Source organism: Streptomyces sp. NBC_00341 (assembly GCF_041435055.1).
Taxonomy (GTDB): Bacteria; Actinomycetota; Actinomycetes; order Streptomycetales; family Streptomycetaceae; genus Streptomyces.
The window spans coordinates 7,468,945-7,493,590 of record NZ_CP108002.1; the positions used below are offsets into that span (position 1 = coordinate 7,468,945).

The window sequence follows — 24,646 nt, forward strand, 5'->3', positions numbered from 1 at the left end:
TGAGCCCGTCATCCTTGACGCCGAGGAGCTGGCATCCGATCCGGAGCTGGAGGCCCGGTTCACGGAGTCGGCCCACCGGATCCCGGCGGTCCTGGTCGGGGGAGGTGCCGCGCTGGGCTGGATCGAACCTCCCTCGCGGGAGGACGTGGTAGAGCCTCTCGGCCACGTCGTCTCCGCGGTGCGGGCCGGGGATGCGGCCCTGCGTGCCGCTTACCTCGACCGTCGGCCCCTCACCGATCCTGGCGGACTGCACCGCACAGCGCGGCTGCCCACCCTTCACGGGGATTCGCGGACGAGGCCGCGCCGGTCCGCCGGGTCTGTGACGTGGCCGCGCTGCTGTGAGCCGCGGAGGTTTCCGCGGCTCACGGCAGGGACGTCTCCTGGGCCCGTCCGGTTACCGGCGGGCGGAGCCGGCTGCGGTGTGCAGCCTTGCGTCGGCCCAGTCCGCGTGGTCCGAGTCGTTGCCGTCGCCGCCGTCCGTCACGCGCAGGGTCAGCTGCTGCACGCCGGTGACGTCGATGTCGAAGGCATGGGCGGCGTCATTCGGGCCCATGGTCCCGCTCGTGCCCAGTGCCTTCCCGTCGCCGATGACTTCGAAGACGACGGAACCCTTGTCCGACTTCTCCTCGTCGATGCCGGCGTCGGCGCTGAAACGGTCATAGGCACCGCCCAGGTCGACCGTCACCTCGGAGGGCGCGTGTGTGCCGAGCCCCTTGTCGTAGGTCCGGTCGCCGATACGCAGCGGGCCCCCGTCACCCTCGGCCGACTCGCCGTTGGACGTGTCCCGCTCGACCGGTCCCCAGCCGTTGCTCTCCGCCGAGAAGGGGAGATCGCTGACGTAGTCGATGCCGGGCGGTGACACGAAGACACGGGCCTGCCTCCGCAGGCTCAGTTTCGGGGCTGTCGCCCCCGCGGCCGGGTCCCGATAGGTGACGGTGACCGGAATTTCCGTCCAGCCGTAGGCGGGCTGCTTCGGCACAGTGATCCGCCAGCCCGCGGTCAGCGGCTGACCGGTGGCCAGCTCGGCGGCGGTCGCCCCCGGCCCCTCGACGCTCCAGCCCTCCGGGGCCTTCGCGCCCAGGGTGACATCGGTGACCGGACCGGACTCGTCGATCGCGAAGCTGCCGTCGAGCTTCACCTCCGTGCCCGGATCCGCCACGGTCTGCTGGGGGTCCACCGTCAGCGTGCCCGAGGGGACATGGCGTACGGGCTCGTCGCAACTGGCCCGGCCGGGCACAGCACGGCAGGCGATCGCGACGAATCCACCGTTCTCGGCACCCGGTACCTTCAGGGTGTCGTGGCGCGTGAGCAGTCGGCTCTCCCGGACCAGACCGTCCGAGCCGTCGCGGACCAGATCGACGCGCCACTTCCCGCCGCTCAGGAAGTCCAGCGGCACCTGGTGGGTGCGAGCCGAGCCTGCGGCCATCTCACCCAGGAACCATCGGGCGCCACTGCGTCGTGCGAAGCCGGCGCTCCGACCGGGCGCGCTGCCCTTGAGCAGCTTCGTCTCGTCCCAGACCGTCGGTACCTGCTCCAGGAAGCGGGCCAGTTCAGGACGGGCCCGGTACTCCTCGATGCTGCCCGCGAAGTTCTGCAGACCCGACTCGAATATGACGGACAGGGCCAGTTCCGCCGCATCGGATGTGTTGCGCTGACCGAACTGGAAACCCATCGGGGTGAAGTCCATCGACCCGACGACGTTACGGGTGAACGGCAGCGTCGCGATGTTGTCGGCCCGGACGTTGCCCTGCTCGGCGCCGTGCACCGCCTCCATCGACATCACCTGCGGCCAGGTGCGCTGGATGCCGTTCGGGATCGTGGAGCCGTGGAAGTCGACGACGAGTTCGCGCTCGGCCGTTGCCTTGAGTATTTCGTCGTACCACTGATAACGCTCACGGGTGTCGGAGTCCATGAAGTCGATCTTGAGTCCCGCGGCGCCCCATTTCTTGACCTTGTCCAGCTGGGCGTCACGCTCGGCGGCGGTGTCGAGGTCCGTCCAGGCCATCCACAGCAGGATCTTCACTCCGCGCCGTTTCGCGTAGTCCATGAGCTGCGGCATCCAGTCCGTGGTCTTCCAGCCGTCGTCGACGAGGGCGTACTGCCACCCGTGCGCCGCGGCGTAGTCCACGAACTTCTCCTGCGTCTCAAGGCTGCGCTGGGCCTCGCTGAACCCGGCCAGCCATGACCAGGCGACCTTCCCGGGTTTGATCCAGGAGGTGTCGCGGATCCGGGACGGCGGCGCCAGGTCGTCGATGAGGGTGGACTCGGTGACGGTCGCGAGATCGCCGATTACGGCGGTGCGCCACGGGGTGGCGAGCGGCCCGTCCGAGTGGACGTCCTTGTCGGCCAGGGCCACCTCGTAGCGTCCGCTGCCCTGTTCGTGTACGAGACGGCTGCCGGAGTACCGGCCGTCGAGGTCCGATTCGGCGAGCAGGACGTTCTCGGCGCCCACCTGGAAGAGTGCCGGGTAGCCGTACTCGCCGCTGCCCGCGGAGGCCGCCGTGGTCCGGTCGTAAGGCTGCTCGTGAGGGGCGGCGTAGGAGCTGAGCCAGGCCGGCGAGGAGGCCGGGAGCCGGAAGGCGGAGGCCTCGTGCTCGATGGTCACGCCGTCCTTGCCGGGCAGCACATAGCGGTATGCCACGCCGTCGTCGGAGGCCCGGACCACCAGGTCGAGGCGTGCACCGTCCTTCCCCTCGAATGCGAACCGCGACTCGTTCATGTGGACGGACCGCCGGAGCTGCTTGCCGACGGTCGTCGTGTACGTCTCGTTGACGGCCCGGCTGTCACGGTGCAGCAGGCGCAGTCCCGAGGTCAGATCCGCCCGCTCGGTGACCACACCGACGGGCGCGGGTTCCAGGACCGTCCGTCCGTGTTGCCGGACGGAGAAGTCGAGCGAGCCGTCGGCCCGGTCGAGGGTGACGACCGCGGTGGGCCCGCCGCGCTGCACGGTCCATGACGTGGCCGCGCGGCCGGAATGCGCGCTGACAACGTTGTCGGGGTGCGCGCTCGCCGGATTGGCCGAACCCAGGGCCAGTGCGGCGCTGACCGCCGCGGCCATCAGGGCCATGGGGCCGGCACGTAGGTTTCGCCGTCTCATTCGGTCCTCCGTATCGAAATCGACCAACTATCAACAGCACCGGACGACTTCGCACAGTGCTGGTGCTTGCTTACCGTCGGAGCGATGTCTGTAAACAGGCTGCGTCGGAATGGTTTCGTCGCATACAGCTGTGCAGGAGGGATTGAAACGTTCAATGGCGTCAGGCGTGGCTCGGTGAGGTTGCGTGCCGAGGGGTAGCGCAGATGAATTGCTTCCAGCGCATTGCCTGAATCGAAGCAACTGACTTAGCCTGTCGCACAGTTTGAATCGAATCAACGACATCGACGACGTCATCGTCTCCGTGAGCTGCCCGGCGTTCGACGCCGGTGGAGGAGCACGGCGAGCACTGGTCAGCCGGCCGGCCGGCCGGTCTCCCGCCGAGCGCGTGATGTGCGGACCGGGACACTTCGCCCGTCCACTGATGTCGCATCAGGTCCCGTGATGAGTGCAGAGACAACCGCCGGTACCTCGCCTGCATGGCCGAGACGGGTGGCCGTTCCATCTCTCAGTCAGGAAGCACCCTATGGTCACTCGTAGAACGTTCCTGTCCGGCTCGGCGGCAGCGGCGGTGGTCGGCGTCGCTTCGGAGCCCGCTGCCGCTTCGGAGCCCTCCGCCGCGGCTCGAACACCGGCCGATGCCCCGGCGCTGCGTCCGATCGATCGGCAATCCGTCGTGGCCCGCCATCGAGTCGTGCGCGGGAAACTCGACACGCAGAGCCCGCTGCAGGTCGGCAACGGCGGGTTCGCATTCGGTGTCGACATCACCGGGCTGCAGACGTTCGTCCCCTTCAACACCATGTCCGACTGGGGCTGGCACAGCTTCCCGCTGCCGCCCGGCCAGGAGCCGTCGGACTTCCGCGGCCAGACCTGGGACACGCACGGCCGCCCTGTCGACTACCCCATCCCGAATCCGGACCAGCCCGACCTGTCGTCGTGGCTCTACGCCAACCCGGCTCGCATCAACCTCGGACGTATCGGTCTGGAGCTGGCCATGCCCGACGGCCGCGCCGCCGGCGTCGGCGACCTCACGGGAATCCACCAGGAACTCGACCTGTGGACCGGCGTCGTCGACAGCCGGTTCGAGATCGCCGGTGAGCCAGTGCACGTCCGCACCTGCTGCCACCCGGATCACGACACGGTCGCGGTGGAAATCGACTCGCCGCTCGTCGCTGCCGAGCGGTTGGCGGTCTTTCTCGACTTCCCGTACGCCGATGGGCAGGAGTTCGCCGCGTATGTCGGCACCTACGGCGCACCCGACGCCCACGAGACGACGGCGACGACCCGCGGGCACGACCACGCCGACATCACACACCGCCTGGACTCCACCGAGTACCACGCCGCGCTCGCCTGGGAAGGCCACGGGGTGTTCACCGGCCCGGGCTCTCCCACCGGAGGACTCGCCATCCGCACCGCGCGGTACGGAACCGACGGACATTGGGCCGACGTCACCGGCAAGCTCGCACAACTGGTCGCGGACAACTCGCTCATCCTCCTCGTCAACCACCTGAACCTCGGCGACCCGGCGCCCGGCCTGGCCAAGCGCCTGGAGCTCGGGTACACGTTCGCGGGCCAGGACCACGACATCGTCGTCCCCGACGACCAGAGCCTGTCGATCGGAGCAGCGGCCAACCGGCACCGTTACCGTCTCGCCGGCGACCGCCACACCGGTCGGCTGCGCTTCACCTGCACGTTCACGCCCACGCCGTCCGGGCATGTGCCGACGTCGAGCGCGACCTTCGCGGCGAGCACGCGGTCCTGGCGGCAGTACTGGCTCTCCGGCGGAGCGATCGACCTCTCCGCGAGCAGGGACCCGCGCTGGAGGGAACTGGAGCGGCGTGTCGTGCTCTCCCAGTACCTGATGCGCGCGAACGAGGCGGGCTCGCAGCCGCCGCAGGAATCCGGGCTCGTCAACAACGGCTGGAACGGCAAGTTCCACATGGAGATGTACTGGTGGCACGGTGCGCACTGGGCGTTGTGGAACCGCTGGCCGATGCTCGACCGCAGCCTGGACGTCTATGAACGCTTCCACCGGTCGGCGCGCGAACGTGCGGAGTCCCAGGGCTTCCGCGGAGCGCGCTGGCCGAAGTGCACGACGGCCGACGGGCGCGAGTCGCCACACGTCATCCACGCCCTGCTGATGTGGCAACAGCCGCACCCGATCTTCCTGGCAGAGATGGACTACCGGGCGCATCCCGACGAGAGCACGTTGCGGAAGTGGCGCGACATCGTCTTCGACACCGCCGACTTCCTCTCCTCCTGGGCCTTCTGGGACGAGGAAACGCGCCGCTACATCCTCGGCCCTCCCATGCACATCGTCTCGGAGAACACCGACCCGAAGACCACGCGGAACCCGACGTTCGAGCTCGCCTACTGGCGCTTCGGCCTGCGGGTCGCGCAGCAGTGGCGCCAACGGCTGGGCCTGCACAGCGACCCGGGGTGGCAGCGTGTCCACGACGGGCTCGCGCCGTTGCCGGTGCAGGACGGCGCGTACGTCCTGCACGAAGGCGTTCAGGACATGTGGACACGGTGGAACTACGAGCACCCGGCCCTGATCGGCGCGTACGGCTGGCTGCCGGGCGACGGTGTCGACGTCCCCACGATGGCGCGCACCGCCGAGAAGGTCTTCACCGGCTGGCAGTTCGACCGGACCTGGGGATGGGACTTCCCGATGCTCGCCATGTGCGCCGCACGGCTCGGACGCCCCGACGACGCCGTGGACTTCCTGCTGCACCCGGCCGACGGTTTCCAGTTCGACGACGCGGGCCTGGCAACCGGCGGGCCGTTCCCGTACTTCCCGAGCAACGCCGCGCTGCTGTACGCCGTCGCGTTCATGGCAGCCGGCTGGGAGGGCGCACCCGACCGGCACGCGCCGGGCTTTCCGGCGGACCGGCGCTGGACGGTGCGCTTCGAAGGGCTACAGCCGGCCCTGTGAGTTCACGGACGACGAGCGAGTCGCCATGGCCATGAACTGCTCCCGCCGGCAAGCACGCCGGGGCTCCGGCCGGCGGGAGCCCCGCAGCGCTCAGGGGCGGCTGGTGAGGTATCCGCCCATGGAGGTGAAGTACTCGGTCGCGGGCAGCTCCCGGCCGTCCTCCGTACGCACCCGGGTGATGGCGAGACCGTGGTTGAGGCCCGTGCGCGCGTCGGCGCCGGCGACGATCACGACTCCCTCGCCCTCGCGGTAGAAGACGCGGCCGGGCGTGCCGCCGTACCGGCCCTCCGACACGACGGCGGACACCACCTCCAGCCGCTTGCCGCGGTGGAAGGTGAAGGCGTTCGGGTACGGCGACGTCTGGGCGCGGACCAGCCGGTCCAGCACCTCGGCGGGCCAGTCCCAGTTGATGCGGATGTCCTCCTCCGCGCGCTTGTGGAAGAACGTCGCCTGCGAGCGGTCCTGCCGGGTGAACTCCGTCTCCCCGGAGGCGATCCGGTCCAGCGCGCCGATGGTGACCGGGGCGATCAGGTCGACGGTCTTGTGGAACAGGTCCACGGAGGTGTCGCCGGGCTCGACCTTCACCGCGCGCTGGTCCACGATGTCGCCGGCGTCGAGCACCTCGTCCATCATGTGGGCCGTGACGCCGACTTCGGTCTCACCGTTGATGAGCGCCCAGATCAGCGGCGAGAACCCGGCGTACTTCGGCAGCAGCGAGTCGTGGACGTTCAGCGTGCCGTGCGGGGGCAGGTCGTAGATGCGCGGCGGGATCCAGGTGCGCCAGTTGTTGGCGACGATGATGTCCGGAGCGGCCTCCTGGAGCAGCCGGAACAGCTCCTCGTCGTCGGGCCGGTTGCGGATGATCACCGGGACGCCGTGCTCCTCGGCCAGGTCCGCTACGGAATCGCTCCAGATCTTCTCGTACGCGTGCTCGCTCTTGGGATGCGTCACGACTGTCACCACGTCGTGCTCGGACTCCAGGAGGGCTCGCAGGGTGCGGTGGCCCCAGGTCTGGTAACCGAACATGGCGACCCGCATGGGTTCCTCCTCAGGTGAGCGACTGATCGACGTCAAGTAAAGCAAGCCTTACCTAATGGCGCAACGGGCCCTGTTTTCTGGCGTGTTAGGTAGGGCACTTGGTGATTAGTCCGGTTTTGTCTGGTCGACAGAGTCGCTGAAGTCAGGTTAGCTTTACCTAAGTTCGACTGGCTGCCGCTCTCGGTGTGCCCGCGTCCCGTTCTTTTCGTCCACGCCTGACAGGCGGCTGTCCCGCACGATGGGAGTGACATGTCACAGGTTGATCCTGGCGACGCACCTCTGATCCACGACCTCATAGGAATCGGCTTCGGGCCGTCCAATGTGGCCCTGGCGATCGCGCTCAGCGAGCACAACGCGCGAGTGGGCAGGCAGGAGGCGGTCACGGCACACTTCTTCGAGCGCCAGCCCGCCTTCGGCTGGCACCGCGGCATGCTGATCGACGACGCGACGATGCAGGTGTCGTTCCTCAAGGATCTGGTGACGCTGCGGGATCCGTCCAGCGAATACACCTTCCTGCGCTACCTGCAGAGCAGGGGCCGGCTGATCGACTTCGTCAACGGCAAGAACCTCTTCCCGCTCCGCGTGGAGTTCCACGACTACTTCGAGTGGGCCGCCGCGAAGGTCGACGACATGGTCAGTTACGGCCACGACGTGATCTCGGTCGAACCCGTCCTGCGCGACGGGGTGGTGGAGTACGTCGATGTGACGGCCCGCTCCGGCACCGAGACGGTGGTCCACCGCGCCCGCAACCTCGTCGTCGGCACCGGGCTGCGCCCGCTGATGCCGGAGGGCGTCGAGCGCACCGACCGGGTCTGGCACAACTCCGACCTGCTGGCCAAGGTCGACGCGCTGGAGGGCACGGAGCCCGCCCGGTTCGTCGTGGTCGGCGCCGGACAGAGCGCCGCGGAGAACGTCGCCTACCTCCACCGCCGCTTCCCGCGCGCCGAGGTGTGCGCGGTCTTCTCCCGCTACGGCTACAGCCCGGCCGACGACAGCAGCTTCGCCAACCGGATCTTCGACCCGGAGGCGGTCGACGAGTACTTCACCGCCCCGGACGACGTCAAGCGCAAGCTGATGGGCTACCACGGCAACACCAACTACTCCGTGGTGGACATCGACCTGATCGACGACCTGTACCGCCAGGCGTACCAGGAGAAGGTGCTCGGCACGGAGCGGCTGCGCTTCATCAACATCTCCCGGCTGACCGGCGTGGAGGAGGCCGGGGACAAGGTCCGCGCCACCGTCACCTCCCTGGTCAGCGGCGAGGAGAGCACGCTGGAGGCCGATGTCGTGGTCCTCGCCACCGGCTACAGCCCCGTCGAGCCCCTGAGCCTCCTCGGTGACGTCGCACGCCACTGCCACCGCGACGGGGAGGGCCGGGTCCGGGTCGAGCGTGACTACCGCATCGCGACGGACGACGAACTGCGCTGCGGCATCTACCTCCAGGGCGGCACCGAGCACACCCACGGCATCACCTCCTCGCTGCTGTCCAACACCGCGATCAGGGTCGGCGAGATCCTCGACTCGATCGTCGAGCGCGGCCTGAAGAGCGCCTCGGACGGGCCCCGCCCGCTCGCCGGCGGCGTCGCCGCGCCCTGATCACCCCCGTTCCCGGCCCGTCATCGGTCCGCCCCCCACATCTCGCCCCGCCCGCCGCTCGTACGGCAGTACGCGGCGGGCCGGGCACGCACAGTGAAAACCCCTTGAAAGGAACATCCGTGTCCACTGGTACACGCCCCGCACTGACGCGGCTCGTCAGATTCGCACCCCGAGTGGCAGTCGCGGCCGTCGCCGCCGTCGCTCTGGCCGCCTGTGGGGGCGGCAACGACAAGGCACCGTCCAGCGCCTCGGCAGAGGCGGGCGCGAAGTCCGGTGCCTTCCCGGTGACGGTCCAGCACAAGTACGGCAGCACGACGATCGACTCGGAGCCCAAGCGGATCGTCACCCTCGGCCTCTCGGACCAGGACGCGGTCCTCGCGCTCGGTATCAAGCCCGTCGGCTCCGTGGACTGGTTCAAGGAGAAGCCGTACGGCAAGTGGCCCTGGACCAAGGCCAAGTGGGGCTCCGACACGCCGGACATCGTCGGTGAGCGCGACGAGTACAACATGGAGAAGATCGCCGCACTCAAGCCGGACCTGGTCATCGCCCAGTACTCGGGGATGAAGAAGGAGCAGTACGACACCCTCTCCAAGTTCACCAAGGTCGTCGCCCAGCCCAAGGACCTGCCCGACTACGGAGCCTCCTGGCAGGTGATGACCCGGCAGATCGGCGCGTCGCTCGGCAAGAAGGCGCAGGCCGAGAAGCTGATCACCGGCATCGACGCCGACTTCAAGAAGGTCCGCGACGAGCACCCCGAGTTCGCCACCAAGACCCTCGCCGTGGCAGACAGCTTCGAGGCGGGGAAGTACTCGGCGTTCACGAAGACCGACCCCAAGTCCATCTTCTTCTCCGAGCTGGGCTTCAAGCTGAAGCCGGGGATCGACAAGCTGGCCAAGCCGGGCTGGAACGCCGCAGAGCTCAGCTCGGAGAAGCTGAACGTGCTCGACGTCGACCGCCTGGTCTGGGTGACCTCCAGCACCGACGCCAACGACCGGATCAAGGCCGAGCCGCTCTACAAGAACCTCAAGGTGAGCAAGGACAAGCGCGATCTGTTCGTGCCCTACCAGGACCCGGACGTCGGCGCCGCGTTCTCCTTCAACACGGTCCTCTCGATCCCCTACGCGATCGACCAGATCGTGCCGCTGCTGACCGCCGTCAAGTAGCGCACCGCCCCACCTCAGCAGGACCGCACAGGGGTGCCCGTCCGATGGCGTGCCGGCCCGGCACGCCATCGGACGGGACGTCCTCTCCTTGCCGTACATCATCAGGGAAAGGCCATTTCGTACGATGTTTGACGCCGAGTCGGACCGCACATCCGCATCCGGAATCCCCATGACCGGCGGGCAGGCCGGGATCTGGCCGGCCCAGCAGATCGAGCCGGACAGCTCCGCCTACAACATCGTCTTCGCCCTGGACCTGCGCGGCTCCACCGATCTCGGCAGGCTCGCCGCCGCCGTCCGGCAGGCCGTCACGGAAGCCGACTGCCTGCACGTCGAGTTCGCCCCCGGTGACGGCGACGGCGGCCCGCGCCAGAGCGCCGCGACCGTCCCCTTCGAGGTGCCCGTCGTCGACCTGCGCGACGCCCCGGACCCCGGGGCGGCCGCCGCCGACTGGGCCACGGCCGAACGCGAACGGCCCGCCCCCCTGGACCGGGCACCGCTCTTCGCCCAGGCACTGCTGCGGCTCGCGGACGACCATGTCCGCTGGTACCAGCGCTACCACCACATCGTGCTCGACGGCATGGGCGTGACGCTGCTCAACCGCCGGGCCGGAGAGCTCTACACCCTGGGCACGAGGGCCCCCGCCCGCCCCGACCTGTCCCTCGCCCGGCTGGTGGACGCCGACCGGGCGTACCGCGCCTCCGCGCGGCACGAGGCGGACCGCGCCTGGTGGCAGGAGCACCTGACCGGCCGGGCTGAGCCCGTACGCCTCGTCGAACGCGGCCACTCCCTGACGGCCCGGCGGCTGCGGCGCACCGTCGAACTCACCGGTCAGGACGCCGAGCGGCTGCGCACCGCCGCCGGGAACGCCGGGGTCCGGCCCTCCCGGCTGCTGGTCGCGGCTGTCGCCGCGTATCTGCACCGGGCCACCGGCGAACAGGACCTGGTCCTCGGGCTGCCGGTCGCCGCCCGCCAGGACCCCGTGTCCGCCGTCGTCCCGGGCATGGTCTCCAACGTCGTCCCGCTGCGGCTGACCGTCCGCCCCGGCACCACGGGCGCGGACCTTGTCGCGGACGTGCGCCGGGGGATCTCGGAGGCGGCCGCGCACGGACGCCACCGCGCCGAGCACCTGGCCAGGGACCTCGGACTGGTCGACGGGGTCCGCGAGCTCGTCGGACCCACCGTCAACATCCTGCCCAGGGGCGAGGAGTTCGGCTTCGACGGGCTGCGGACCGAACTCCGCCCCGATTGGCTCGGACCGGTCAGCGACCTGGCGTTCGCCTTCTCCGAGAGCCGCGACGGCCACGCCGTCACCGTCCACCTCGACGCGGACGCGGACCTCTGCGACGCGGACACCCTCCACGACCACGAACGCCGCTTCCGCACCGTGCTCAGCGCCCTCATCGACCACCCGCAGCGGCCGGTGGGCCGGATCGAGCTGACCTCCGGCGCCGAACGCGAGCGACTGCTCGGCGAGCTGGCCGTCTCCCCGTGCGAAGTGGCCGAACTTTCCTGGCCCGCCGCCTTCGAAGCACAGGTCCGCCGCACACCGGAGGCCGTCGCGCTCGTCTGCGAGGACCGCGAACTCAGCTACGCCGGACTCGACGCCGCCGCCAACCGGCTCGCCCGGCTGCTGGCCTCCCGCGGCGTGGGCGCCGCCGACGTCGTCGCCGTGGCCCTCCCGCGCTCACCCGAACTCGTGGTGGCGCTGCTCGCCGTGATGAAGGCCGGCGCCGCCTACCTCCCGCTGGACGCCGACCACCCCCGGGACCGGACCGCCTACATGCTGGCCGACGCGGGGGCCACCACCGTGCTCACCGTCCGGGACCTCGCGCCCCACCTCCCGGCGTCGGACGCCGGCCACCTGCTGCTCGACGACCCGGAGACCGCCGCCGCCCTGGCCGCCCAGGACAGCACGGAGCCGGGCGTCCCGGTCGTCCTGGACCAGGCCGCCTACGTCATCTACACCTCCGGCTCCACCGGCCGCCCCAAGGGCGTGATCGTCACCCACGACGGCGTCGGCAGCCTCATCGCCACGGCCACGGAACGGATCGGCGTCACCTCGGAGAGCCGCGTCGTGCAGTTCGCCTCCGTCGGCTTCGACGTGACGGTCTGGGACCTGATCATGTCGCTGTGCGTCGGCGGCCGGATCATCGTCGTCCCCGCAGAGCGGCGGGTCGCCGGACCCGCCCTCACCGACTACATCGCCCGCCACCGCGCCACCCACATGATCCTGCCCCCGTCGCTCGTCTCCGCGCTGCCGCCGGAGTGCGAACTGCCCGAGGGCGCCGTCCTCGTCGTCGGCACCGAAGCCGTCCCGAGCGAGCTGATCGCCCGCTGGGCCGGGCGGCTCCAGGTCGTCGTCGCGTACGGACTGACCGAGGCCAGCGTCAACTCCACGCTGTGGCTCGCCCGTTCCGGACGGCCGGGCCCCACCCCCATCGGCCGGCCCGACCCCAACACCCGCACCTACGTCCTGGACTCCGCACTGCGGCCGGTGCCGGTGGGCGTCGAGGGCGAGCTGTACGTCGCCGGGCGCGGCCTCGCCCGCGGCTACCTGGGCCGGGCCGCCCTGACCTCGGAACGCTTCGTCGCCGACCCGTACGGCGAGCCCGGCACCCGGATGTACCGCACCGGCGACCGGGTCCGCTGGGGGGCCGACGGCAATCTGGAGTTCCTGGGCCGGGCCGACGGCCAGATCAAGATCCGCGGACACCGGATCGAGCCGGGCGAGATCGAGAGCGCCTTCATGGCCGCCCCCGGGATCGCCCAGGCCGCCGTCCTGGTCCGCGACGACCACCGGGGCGTCAAGCGCCTCGTCGCCTACCTCGTCGGGGACGGCGACGACGCCACCACCACCGGGACGGCCGTCACCGCCGCCCGCGCCCAGGTGGCCGGCGCCCTGCCGGACCACATGGTGCCGACCGCCGTCGTCGTCCTGGACGGGCCCCTCCCGCTCACACCCAACGGCAAGCTCGACACCCGCGCCCTGCCCGAGCCCCGTTGGACGGAGGTCAGCGGGACCGACGCGCCCACCGGCCCGGCCGAGACCGTGCTCGCCGCCCTGTTCGCGGAACTGCTCGACCTACCCGCAGTGGGCGTCCGGAGCAGCTTCTTCGAGCTCGGCGGCGACAGCATCGTCGCGATCCAGCTGGTGAACCGGGCCCGCGACGCCGGTCTCGCGATCACCCCGCGCGAGGTCTTCCGGCTCCGCACCGTCGAGGCCCTGGCCCGCGCCGCAGGGGCGACGCCCGCCCCGCCGGCACCCGCGCACGGTCTGGACGAGGACGCGCTGCCCGTCTCCCCGCTCCAGGAGGGCTTCTTCTTCCACGCCGCGTTCGACGCGGGCGCCGCCGACCTCTACCTCGTCCAGGAACTCCTGGAACTCGACGGGCTCGTCGACCCGGACCGGCTGCGCGGGGCACTCCAACTGCTGCTGGACCGGCACCCGTTGCTGCGCGCCTCGTTCCGCCAGCTCCCCGGCGGAGAGGTCGTCCAGCGCCTCGCCGGCCACGTCACCCTGCCCTGGCAGCAGGCCGACACCGCGGAGACCACCCTGGACGACGTGCTCCGCGCCGACCGCGCCCGGCCCTTCGACCTGGACCGGCCACCGCTGCTGCGCGCCACTCTCGTACGGGACGGCCACCGGCACCGGCTGCTGCTCACCCTGCACCACATCGTCGCGGACGGCTGGTCCGTCTCCGTACTGCTGCGCGAACTCACCGCCGCCTACCGGGGCGAGGAACTCCCCGCACCGGCCGCCCCCCACCCGTACCTGGCGTGGCTGGCCACCCGGGACCGGGACGGCGCGCGGGAGGCGTGGCGGCAGGCGCTGTCCGGGCTGGCGGGGCCGACCCGGCTCTCCGCCATCGCCGCCGCGGCGGACGGCGAGCGGGCCCCGGCCAGGCCGGAACAGGTGGACACCCGGCTGCCCGAGGAACTGACCGAGGCCCTCACCACGTACGCCCGCACCCACGGACTCACCCTGAGCACCGTCATGCACGGCGCCTGGGCGCTGCTGCTCGGCGCGCTCACCGGCAGCGACGACATCGTCTTCGGCACGACCGTGTCCGGCCGGACCACCGAGGTTCCGGGCCTGGACTCCGCGGTGGGCCTGTTCATCAACACCGTGCCCGCCCGGGTGGCCCTGCGGCCCGAGGAGTCGCTCACCGCACTGCTGCGCCGCGTCCAGGACGAGCACACGGCGCTCCTGGACCACCAGCACCTCGGCCTGGCCGACATCCAGCGGATCGCGGGCGGCGGTGAACTCTTCGACACCCTGGTGGTGTTCGAGAACCACCCGGCCCCGCGGACGCCCGCGGACCACGGCCCGGACGCGCTGCGCATCACCGCCAACGACGTCACCGATGCCGTGCACTACCCCCTCGCGCTCGTCGTCGAGCCCGGCGGCGACGGGCTGCTGCTGCGGCTCAAGCACGACGCGGCCCGCCTCGACCAGGTGACCGTGGCCGTCCTCGCCAACCGCTTCACCGCACTGCTGCGCACCCTGGTCGCAGAGCCCGGCCGCACCGTCGCCCGCACCGGCCTGCTGTCCGAACGCGAACACGCGCACCTCGCCGGGCTGAACGCCACCGCACGGCCCGTCCCGGAGGCCACGCTCGCCTCGCTGTTCGCCGCGCAGGCGGCCCGTACCCCCGAAGCCCCGGCCGTGGTCTTCGAGGACACCACGCTGACCTACGCCGAACTCGACCGGCAGGCGGAGGCGCTGGCCCGGCGGCTGCGCTCGCGCGGGGCAGGCCCCGAGCAGTACATCGCGGTGGCCGTGCCCCGCTCCGCCGAACTGATGGTCGCGCTGCTGGGCGTACTGAAGACCGGCGCCGCCTATCTGCCGGTCGACCTGGACTACCCGGCGGAGCGGGTCGCCTTCGTGCTCGGTGACTCCGGCACCCGTACGGTCGTGACCACGGCGGAGGCGGCCGGGCGGCTGCCCGTCGTCCCCGGCACCGACCTGCTGCTCGTCGACCGGGACGAGCCGGACGACAGGGACGCGCGTGTCCCCGGGGCCTCTGTACGGCACGCCGGTCCGGACCACCCCGCCTACCTGATCTACACCTCCGGCTCCACCGGCCGCCCCAAGGGCGTCACCGTCACCCACCGCGCCGTCGTCAACCGGCTCGGGTGGATGCAGGGGGAGTACGGGCTCGGCGCGGACGACCGGGTCCTGCAGAAGACCCCGGCCGCCTTCGACGTCTCCGTGTGGGAGTTCTTCTGGCCCCTGGTGGAGGGCGCGACCGTCGTCCTCGCCCGCCCCGGCGGCCACCGCGACCCCGGCTACCTGGCCGGGCTGATCCGGGCACGGCGGATCACCACGCTGCACTTCGTCCCGTCCATGCTGGCCGCTTTCACGCAGGCCCTGGAGTCCGACACGGAGCACCCGGACTGGGCGGCGAGCCTGCGGCGGGCGTTCTGCAGCGGCGAGGCCCTCACCGGGGCCCAGGCCGCCAACTGGTCTGAGCTGACCGCGCGTTCCGGGCGGGCTCCGGTGCCGCTGCACAACCTCTACGGGCCCACGGAGGCCGCGGTGGACGTGACCTCCTTCGCCTACCGCCATGACAGCGACGGCGGCTCCGGGCCCGCCGTCCCCATCGGCCGCCCGGTCTGGAACACCCGGCTGCACGTACTGGACCCGTTCCTGCGCCAGGTCCCCGACGGGGTGGCGGGGGAGCTGTACCTCGCCGGGGTGCAACTGGCGAGGGGCTACCACGACCGGCCGGGCACGACCGCGGAACGCTTCGTGGCCGACCCCTTCGGCGGACCGGGCGAGCGCATGTACCGCACCGGGGACCTGGTGCGGCGCCGCGCCGACGGCGCCGTCGAGTACCTCGGCCGCACCGACCGGCAGGTCAAGGTCCGGGGCAACCGCATCGAACTCGGTGAGATCGAGGCCGCCCTGGCCGCCCTGCCGGGCGTCGCCGCAGGAGCGGTGATCGTCCGTGACGGCGCACTGGCCGGCTACGCCGTGCCCGTACCCGGCACGGTCCTGGACACCGGCGCCCTGCGCGCGGCGCTGGCGGAGGTACTGCCCGCGCCCATGGTGCCGGGCACCGTCCTGGCCCTGGACTCCCTGCCGCTGACGCCCAGCGGCAAGCTCGACCAGAACGCCCTGCCGTCCGCCGCGCCCGCCCCCCTGACCGGCGGCAGGGCCCCGCGCGACGAGCGCGAGAGCGCCCTGTGCGAGATCTTCGCGGAGGTGCTCGGCGTACCCGGGACCGGCGTGGACGACGACTTCTTCGTCCTCGGCGGCGACAGTCTCAGCTCGATCGCCGTCGCCACCCGGGCCCGTGCGCGGGGTCTGGTGATCGGCCCCCGCGACGTGTTCGAGTGCCGGACCCCGGCCGCCCTGGCCGCCGCCGCGCAGACGGCCAACCCTGCACCGTCCGCCTCCTCCGCCCCTGAGCCGGTCGCTGCTGCCCCCGCCGACGCCGTCACCGTGACCGCCGCCGAGGCCGGACCGGCGGCCGCCGCCCTCCAGGCCGTGCTGGCCCTCCAGGAGCAGTCCGGCGCCGACGTGGACCCCGCCCTGCGGGCCCTGCTCGCCCAGCTGACCTCCGCCACGGGCACCGAGCAGTCGCCGGAGCCGGAGCAGCCCGCCCCGCTCGGCGGACTGGTGCTCTCGGCGGAGGAGAACGAGCGCGTCGCCGCCACCGCCGGGCTCCCGGTCGACGACATCTGGCCGCTCTCCCCGCTCCAGGAGGGCATGTACTTCCACGCCACCTACGACGCGGGCGAGGCGCTCGACGTCTACCTCTCCCAGGAGACCCTGGACTTCGACCACCGCGTCGACGCGGACCGGCTGCGCGCCGCCTGCCGGACGCTGCTGGCCCGCAACACCGGCCTGCGGGCCGGATTCACCGCCGACGGGCTGCCCCGCCCCGTCCAGTTCATCGTGGACGGCGCCGAGATCCCGTTCGTAGAGGAGGACCTCTCCGGACTGCCCGTGGCGCAGCAGCACAGCCGGACCCGGGAGCTGCTGGCCGCCGACCGGCGCCGCCGCTTCGACCTGTCCTCGCCCCCGCTCTGCCGGCTGCTGCTCATCCGGCTCGGGGACGGCCGGGACCGGCTCGTGATCACCCATCACCTCATCCTGTGGGACGGCTGGTCCGCGTGGCTGTTCCTGGAGGAGCTGTTCACGCTGTACGAGCGGGCCGGCGACGCCGCCGGACTTCCGGTGCCCGGTTCGTACCGCGACTACCTCGGCTGGCTGGACGAGCAGGACACCGGGGCCGCGCTCGGGGCCTGGCGCCGGTCGCTCTCCGGATTCGACGAGCCGACCCTGCTCGCCCCCTCCGGGCGCGACACGGGACCGGTCATCCCGGCGGACCACGACACCGTGCTCGGCCCGGAGACCAGTGAACTGCTGCGGGCCACGGCCCGCCGGCACGGGCTCACCCTGAACACCGTCCTGAACGCGGCCTGGGCCCTGGTGCTCTCCGCGACGACCGGCCGGGCCGACGTCGCCTTCGGCACCGCCGTCGCCGGACGGCCCGCCGACGTCCCGGACGCGGCCGGAATCATCGGGATGTTCCTCAACACCATCCCCGCCCGCGTCGCGTTCGCCCCGGACGAGCCGCTCCTCGCCCTCCTGCGCCGGATGCAGTCGGAGCGCGCGGCCGTCATGCCGTACGAGTACGTCGGACTCGGCGCCCTCCAGCAGGAGACGGGACACCGCCGGCTCTTCGACACCCTGTTCGTCCTGCGCTCGGCCGACGGCGAGGACCGCGCGGCCGAACTGCGCCGGCGGCACGGCATCACCGCCATGTCCAACGTGGACGGCACGCACTTCCCGCTCACCCTGATCGTCACTCCGGGCAGCCGGCTGCGGATCACCCTGGCGGCCAGGCCGGACCTGTTCGACGCCGAGGCCGCGGCCACCATCCTCGACCGCTTCACCGCGGTGCTCGGCCGACTGGCCGAGAGCCTCGACGCCGACCCCACGGGTCCGGCCGGGGCGCGGACCGCCGGTCTCGACCTGCTGCTGCCCGCAGAGCGGACCGCCACCGCCGCCGCGCACCGCACCGGTCGCGAACCGGTTCCCGACGAGACCGTCGCCGACCTGCTCGCCGCCCAGGTCGCCCGCACCCCGGACGCGGTGGCGCTCGTCTTCGGCGGCCGGGCCCTCAGCTACGCGGAGCTGGACGCCCGCGTCAACCGGCTCGCCCGGCTGCTGCTGGCCAGGGGAGCCGGTCCGGAGAAGGTCGTGGCGCTCGCGCTGCCGCGCTCCATCGAGATGGTGGCCGCGCTCTTCGCCGTACTGCGCACCGGAGCCGCCTACCTGCCGCTCGACCTGGACCACCCCGCGGACCGGCTGCGCCTGATGGCGCGCGACTCCGGGCCGCTTTGCCTGGTGTCCACCACGGCCGTCGCCCCCTCCCTGCGCGACGCGGACGGCTCCGTCGCTCCCGAACTCCTGCTGGACGACCCGGCCGTGGCCGCCGAACTGGCCGCGCTGCCGGGCGAGGAGATCACCGACGCGGAGCGTCCCGCGTTCGCGCACGGGGTGCCGGGCCGCCTCGACCACCCCGCGTACGTCATCTACACCTCGGGCTCGACCGGCCGCCCCAAGGGCGTCGTCACCCCGTACCGAGGGCTGACGAACATGCAGTACAACCACCAGAAGGAGATCTTCGACCCGGCCATCGCCTCGGCGGGCGGACGCCGGCTGCGCATCGCGCACACCGTGTCCTTCGCCTTCGACATGTCCTGGGAGGAACTGCTCTGGCTCGTCGAGGGCCACGAGGTGCACGTCTGCGACGAGGAGCTGCGCCGCGACGCGGAGGCGCTGGTCGCGTACTGCGACAGCCACCGCATCGACGTGGTCAACGTGACGCCCACCTACGCCCAACTCCTCATCGAGGAGGGCCTCCTCGACCAGGACGAGGCCGCCGGGAAGCACCGGCCCGCGCTCGTCCTGCTCGGCGGCGAGGCCGTCCCCGACCCGGTCTGGACCCGGCTGCGCCGCACCGAGGGCACCTACGGCTACAACCTCTACGGGCCGACCGAGTACACGATCAACACACTCGGCGCCTCCACCGCGGACAGCGCGACCTCCACGGTCGGGGTACCGATCCGGGGCACCCGCGCCCACGTGCTCGATTCGATGCTGCGCCCCGTCCCGCCCGGCAGCCCCGGCGAGCTGTACATCGCCGGTACCGGCCTGGCCCGGGGCTACCACGACCGGACCGCGCTGACGGCCGAGCGGTTCGTCGCCGACCCGTTCGGCGAACCGGGCGAGCGCATGTACCGCACGGGCGACCTGGTGCGCCAACGCCCGGACGGCCTGATCGACTTCCTCGGCCGCACCGACGACCAGGTGAAGATCCGCGGCTACCGCATCGAACTGGGCGAGATCTCCACGGCCCTGTCCACGCACCCCGAGGTCGCACACGCGGCGGTCGTCGTCTCCGAGCGGGCGGGCACCAAGCGCCTGGTCGGCTACGTCGTGCCCGAGGAGGGCGCCGGGACCGGTGACGCGCTGACCCGGCGGCTGCGCGACCACGTGAAGACCCGGCTGCCCGACTACATGGTCCCCGCCGCGCTCGTCACCCTCGACACGCTGCCCCTGACCGTCAACGGCAAGCTGGACGTCAGGGCGCTGCCCGCACCCGACCTCGCCGTCGCGGGCACCGGCCGCGCTCCCCGCGATCCGCGCGAGGGGACGCTCTGCGCCCTGTTCGCGGAGGTGCTCGGACTGCCCGAGGGCAGCGTGGACATCGACAGCGACTTCTTCGATCTGGGCGGGCACTCACTGCTGGCCACCCGGCTGGTCAGCCGGGCCCGTACCGCGCTCGACGCCGAACTGGCGATCCGGGACCTCTTCGAGGCACCGACCGTCGCGGAACTGGTGGCCCGTGCCGCCCGCACCGGCGGTGCTGCCCGTCCGGCGCTGACCGCGGGCGAGCGGCCCGACCGGCTTCCGCTGTCCCACGCCCAGCAGCGGCTGTGGGTCATCCAGCAGATCGAGTGCACCTCGGCCGCGTACAACTTCTCGCTGGCCATGCGGCTGCGCGGCCCGCTCGACCTGGCTGCCTGGCGCACCGCGCTCGCGGATGTGACCGCCCGGCACGAGGCCCTGCGCACCGTCTTCTCCACGTCCTCCGACGGCCAGGTGTTCCAGCGGGTGCTGCCCGCCGAGCAGGCGCACCCGGTGGTGGAGCACCTCCGGGCCACGGAGGACGAGGTGCCCGGCATCATCGACACCGTCGTCAACCGGCCGTTCGACCTCGCCGCCGAACTGCTGCTGCGCGCCACCGTCGTGGAGCTGTCGCCGGAGGACCACGTCGTCGTGCTGCTCCTGCACCACATCACCACCGACGAATGGTCCGACCGGCCGTTCCTGCGCGACCTGGCCACCGCCTACGCGGCCCGCCTCTGCGGCACGGCCCCCGACTGGGAGCCGCTGCCCGTCCAGTACGCCGACTACGCCCTGTGGCAGGACCGGCTGCTCGGCGACCCCGCCGACGGATCAAGCCTGGCCGCCCGGCAGCTGGACCACTGGCGCACGGCCCTGGCCGGAGCCCCGGAAGAGCTCGAACTGCCCACCGACCGGCCCAGGCCCGCCCGCCCGGCGTTCTCCGGAGCCGAACTCGACATCGCCTTCGACGCCCCGGTGCACGCCGGACTGAAGCGGCTCGCCCGGGAGACCGGCGCCAGCATGTTCATGGTCGTGCACGCGGCCGTCGCCGCGCTGCTCCACCGGATGGGCGCCGGGACGGACATCCCGCTCGGCTCGCCCATCGCGGGGCGCGGCGACGAGGCGCTGGACGAACTCGTCGGCTTCTTCGTCAACACCCTGGTGCTGCGCACGGACCTCGGCGGCGACCCCAGCTTCACCGAACTCCTCGCCCGGGTCCGCGACACCGACCTGGCGGCGTTCTCCCACGCCGACGTGCCCTTCGAGTCGGTCGTGGAGGCCCTCAACCCGACGCGCTCGCTCTCCCGCAACCCGCTCTTCCAGGTGATGGTGGGCTATCACGCCCGGACCGGGGACGAGATCCAACTGCCGTGCCTGAGCGTTGAGTTCGTGCCGTTCAGGATTCGCTCGGCCAAGTTCGACCTGGTGTTCAGCTTCACCGAGCACACCGCCCAGGACGGCGGTCCCGGTTCGCTCGGCTGCCGGCTGGAGTTCGCCACCGAACTGTTCGACCGGGAGACCGCGGAGGCGATCGGTGAGCGGCTGCGCACCCTGGTCGCCGCACTCGTCGCCGCTCCCGGACAGCCGCTGTCCCGGGCCGAGATCCTTTCCGGCCAGGAGCGGCGGACCGTCCTGGAGGGCTTCGACGACACGGCCCGCGAGGTCGAGGAGGAGTCCCTGCCCGCCCTGTTCGCCCGCAGGCTCACCGAACGGCCCGACGCCGTGGCCGTGGTGGACCGGGACCGCTCGGTGACGTACGCCCAGCTCGACGACCGGGCCCGCCGCATCGCCGGTCTGCTCGCCGCGCACGGAGTGGGCGCCGAGAGCGTGGTCGGGGTGGCCGTTCCCCGGTCCGTGGACATGATCGCCACCGTGCTCGCCGCGATGAAGCTGGGCGCCGCGTTCCTGCCGCTCGACCTGATCCACCCCGGGGACCGGCTCGGCTACATGATCGAGGACTCGGGGGCGGCCCTGATCGTCGGCACCGAGACCGTCGCCGGGAAGATCCCGGAGGTGGCGGGCGTACCGGTGGTTCTGCTCGACGCCCCCGACACCGCAGAGGCACTTCAGGAGCCGCCCCCGGCCGCCGTACCCGCCGGGCCCGCCGGCCTGGACCAGGCCGCGTACGTCATCTACACCTCCGGTTCGACCGGCCGCCCCAAGGGCGTGATCGTGCCCCACGAGGGCATCTCGTCGCTCGTGGCCACCGCCGTCGACCGGATGAACCTGCGCCGCGACAGCCGGGTGCTCCAGTTCGCCTCCACCGGCTTCGACGTCTTCGTCTTCGAGCTCTCCATGGCGCTGTGCCACGGCGGCAGTCTCGTACTCGTCACCGATGAGGCACGGGTCGCGGGGCCGGCCCTGACCGACTTCCTCGCGGACCGGCGGATCACCCACATGATCCTGCCGCCGTCCCTGGTCTCCGCGCTCCCGCCCGGCTGCGAACTGCCCGAGGGGTCGACCGTGCTGGTCGGCACCGAGACGGTGCCGCCGGACCTGTTCGACCGCTTCGGCGCCACCGCCGACCTGATCTGCGCCTACGGGCTCACAGAGGCGACGGTCAACTCGACGCTGTGGCGCGCCCGCGAGCACGGCGGCAGCCCGGCCGGCCGGGTGCCCATCGGCCGGCCCGACCCCAACACCCGCGCCTACGTGCTCGACGAGCGGCTGCGGCCCGTACCGGTGGGTGTGGTGGGCGAGCTGTACGTCGCCGGACGCGGGCTCGCCCGCGGCTACCTCGGCAAGGAGGCACTCACCTCGGAGCGGTTCGTCGCGGACCCCTTCGGGGCGCCCGGCAGCCGGATGTACCGCACCGGCGACCGCGCCCGCCGGCGCCGCGACGGCAACCTCGACTTCCTCGGCCGGGCCGACACCCAGGTGAAGGTGCGGGGCTTCCGCATCGAGCTGGGCGAGATCGAGGCGGCGCTCGCCGCGCACCCCGGCGTCGCCCAGGCCGCGGTGGTCCCCGACCGGGACGGCGACATCGTCCGGCTGATCGCCTACGCGGTGCCCGAATCCGGCGAACCCGAGCCGCAGGAGCTGCGCGCCCACATGGCCGGGCTGCTCCCCGAGTACATGGTCCCGGCCCTGGTCGTACCGCTGGACGGGCCGCTGCCGCTCACGCCCAACGGCAAGCTGGACCGCGCCGCGCTGCCCGCGCCCGACTGGTCCGCGATGACGGGCGACGCCCGCCCGGCCACCCCGGTCCAGAGCAGGGTCGCCGCGCTGTTCTGCGAGATCCTCAAGCTGGACGACGTCGGTGTGCACGACAGCTTCTTCGCGCTCGGCGGCCACTCCATGGCCTCGATGCGGCTGCTCGGCCGCATCCGCGCCGAGTTCGGCGTCGAACTCAGCATCAGGGACGTCTTCGACGCGCTCACCGTCGCCGGTATCGCCGGCGCGCTGGAGGGCGCGGGTACGGCCTCCGAGGGCACGGCACCGGCCCTGCCCGCGCTGCGCCCGGCCGGTCGACGGTCCGGGGAACTGCGGGCGGCGCCCGTCCAGGACTGGCAGTGGCAGTCCGGCCGCGACGCGCGGGGCGTCGACCACGCGCTGACGCTGCGCTCCACGGGCGGGCTCGACGCCGAGGTCCTCGCCGCCGCCCTCGCGGACGTGGTGGCCCGGCACGAGCCGCTGCGCACCGCCTTCACCGAACGGGACGGCGTCCTGTACCAGCGGCCCGCACCGGCCCCCGCGCTGACCGTGGAACGGTGCGCGGAGCTGGACGCACGGCTGGCCGAACTCGCGGGCCAGGCACCCGATCCGGCCGTGGAGGCACCGCTCAGGGCGCATCTGCTCACCGCACCGGACGGCGGCCAGGCACTGCTGCTGACCATGCACTACCTCGCCGTCGACGAATGGTCGGTGGTCCCGCTCTTCCGCGACCTGGTCACCGCCCACACGGCGCGCGCCCAGGGCCTCGCACCCGACTGGCAGCCGCTGCCGGTCCGCTACGCCGACTACGCCCACTGGGCCCACGAGGTCCTCGGCGACCCCGCGGACCCGGACAGCCGGGGCGGGCAGCAGCTCGCCTACTGGCGCCGGACGCTCGACGGACTCCCGGACCGGATCGTCCTGCCGGCCGACGGCCCGCACCGGGCAGGACCGGACACCTCCGTGCGGCCCGGATCCCACGTCGGGTTCGTCCTGGACGAGGAGCTGCACGCCGCCGTGGACCGGCTCGCGCGGGCCACCGGCACCAGCATGTTCATGGTGCTCCACTCGGCGCTGGCCGCGCTGCTCACCGGGCACGGCGCGGGCACCGATCTGCCGATCGGCACGATGGTCGCGGGACGCACGGACGAGCAGCTCAGCGATCTGGTCGGCTGCTTCTTCAACACCGTGGTGCTGCGCACCGGCACGGCGGGCGACCCGAGCTTCACGGAGCTGCTGACCCGGGTACGGGAGATGACGCTGAGCGCCCTCGACCGGCAGGACGTCCCGTTCGACGCCGTCGTCCGGGCCGCCGGACTCCCGCCCCGGGGACCGCAGGTGATGGTGATCCACCACGAACAGGCCGACGCGGAACAGCTGGAGGGCGGCATCGGCTCGCTCGCGGCCGTACCGACCGGCGTCACCCGGGCAGACCTGACCCTCAGTTTCTACGAGCCGCAGGGCGACGGCCCGGTGCACTGCGCGCTGATCCACGCCACCGGCCCGCTGGGCACCGCAAAGGCCCGGCAACTGGCCGACCAGTACCTGGAGCTGCTGCACCGCGCGACAGCTCATCCGGAACAGCCGCTGTCCGAGCTGTTCACCGCACCGTCCAAGAGGAGTGACAACGCATGACGACCAACCCGTTCGAGGACCCGCAGGGCACCTTCCTGGTCCTGGTCAACGAGGAGAACCAGCACTCGCTGTGGCCCGCCTTCGCCGAGGTGCCGGCCGGCTGGCGGACCGTCTTCGGCGCGGACACCCGTGAGGCGTGCCTCGCCCACGTGGAGGCGAACTGGACGGACCTGCGACCCGCCAGCCTCGTCGCACTCCAGGGCTGACCCCGTACACGAGCGGCCGCCCCCGGTGAGAACGCCTCACCGGGGGCGGCGGCGTCCGTGTGCCGTGGTGCTCCTGGGGCCGGTGCTGCGGCCGTGCCCGGAGGCCGGGTCGGGGATGGCCCTGTGCCTACCCTGACTTCGCGCTCCCGGCCTGTCGCCGTCGCCGCGGGGCGT

7 protein-coding genes are annotated in these 24,646 nt (G+C 72.1%); 5 read left to right on the plus strand and 2 right to left on the minus strand.

The features are described from left to right. Positions 1 to 394: 394 nt before the first annotated feature. On the minus strand, positions 395 to 3,097 hold the full coding sequence (locus OG892_RS33555) for a glycoside hydrolase family 97 catalytic domain-containing protein (protein WP_371631050.1): 2,703 nt from the start codon (positions 3,095 to 3,097) through the stop codon (positions 395 to 397). Positions 3,098 to 3,788: 691 nt separating this feature from the next. Between OG892_RS33555 and OG892_RS33560 the strand changes: the two genes are divergently transcribed. Next, positions 3,789 to 6,029, plus strand: a complete 2,241-nt coding sequence (locus OG892_RS33560; protein WP_371631051.1) for a DNAJC11 domain-containing protein — start codon at positions 3,789 to 3,791, stop codon at positions 6,027 to 6,029. Positions 6,030 to 6,119: 90 nt separating this feature from the next. Here OG892_RS33560 and OG892_RS33565 read toward each other — a convergent pair whose 3' ends face one another. Beyond that, the gene (locus tag OG892_RS33565) at positions 6,120 to 7,067 is read right to left on the minus strand and encodes a methionyl-tRNA formyltransferase (RefSeq protein WP_328864757.1); all 948 of its coding nucleotides are present in this window, start codon (positions 7,065 to 7,067) and stop codon (positions 6,120 to 6,122) included. Between the two features lie 249 nt (positions 7,068 to 7,316). On the opposite strand from OG892_RS33565, the gene OG892_RS33570 reads away from it, so the two are divergent. The 4 genes from OG892_RS33570 (at position 7,317) to OG892_RS33585 (ending at position 24,472) form a co-directional block, all read left to right on the plus strand. Next, positions 7,317 to 8,666 (plus strand): lysine N(6)-hydroxylase/L-ornithine N(5)-oxygenase family protein, encoded by a 1,350-nt coding sequence (locus OG892_RS33570; RefSeq protein ID WP_073735169.1) that lies wholly within the window; start codon positions 7,317 to 7,319, stop codon positions 8,664 to 8,666. A gap of 119 nt (positions 8,667 to 8,785) precedes the next feature. Further along, the gene (locus OG892_RS33575) at positions 8,786 to 9,829 is read left to right on the plus strand and encodes an iron-siderophore ABC transporter substrate-binding protein (RefSeq protein WP_371631052.1); all 1,044 of its coding nucleotides are present in this window, start codon (positions 8,786 to 8,788) and stop codon (positions 9,827 to 9,829) included. A 124-nt stretch (positions 9,830 to 9,953) separates the two neighbouring features. Beyond that, entirely contained in the window at positions 9,954 to 24,266 is a 14,313-nt protein-coding gene (locus OG892_RS33580; RefSeq protein WP_371631053.1) for an amino acid adenylation domain-containing protein, read from the plus strand. Beyond that, complete coding sequence (locus OG892_RS33585; RefSeq protein ID WP_073735172.1) at positions 24,263 to 24,472, plus strand: MbtH family protein; 210 nt, start codon at positions 24,263 to 24,265, stop codon at positions 24,470 to 24,472. Before OG892_RS33580 ends, OG892_RS33585 begins: the two co-directional genes overlap by 4 nt. Positions 24,473 to 24,646 lie beyond the last annotated feature (174 nt).